The organism is Mesorhizobium kowhaii, assembly GCF_042431665.1.
GTDB classification, from domain to species: domain Bacteria; phylum Pseudomonadota; class Alphaproteobacteria; order Rhizobiales; family Rhizobiaceae; genus Mesorhizobium; species Mesorhizobium kowhaii.
Window position 1 is genome coordinate 1 of the sequence record NZ_JBHLYT010000228.1, and the last position, 524, is coordinate 524.

Below are 524 nucleotides of genomic sequence, written 5' to 3' on the forward strand. Positions count from 1 at the left end.
CAGCCGATCGCGAAGTTCGCAATTGATCTCCGCCGTCCGGACTTGCATGAGCATGTGGGCCCCGTAGGAGGACCTGCGCATCTGCTGCTTTTTGACCATCCGCTTGCCGACGAGTGAATTCACCGCCGACTCGGCCAGAGCGGAGGCAACGCGAAGCCCAGCCCGATAGCGCTTTCCATAGTTGACGATCGCGCCGCGATCAGGAGCTGCGAGGCGAGGCTATAAAGCCGTGCGATCGAGAACTCGCCGTCCCTTTGCGAGTCTTTCAGTCTCGCCAGGAGTTGCTCCAGGTCGCAGATCGCGCCATCGACCCGCCCGTGCCAGAGACGCCACTTCACGGCTCTGATGTCCCTGTCGATGGTTGGAAGCACTTCAAAAGGGTCGGACTGGGAACGATGTGATCGGCGATCTGCTGCATGGGCTGGATCTTCATGGCAATGTGGAACCAGTCGATGATGTGGGCTGTCGGCTTCGGCATGGCGCGGGGCAGCCGCTTCAGGATTTCGGCGCCGTCCGAGATCACG

1 pseudogene is annotated in these 524 nt (G+C 61.3%); it reads right to left on the bottom strand.

The features are described 5' to 3' along the window. Positions 1 to 334: 334 nt before the first annotated feature. Positions 335 to 524, bottom strand: a pseudogene (locus tag ACFFNA_RS39805) (hypothetical protein); the annotation flags it as partial.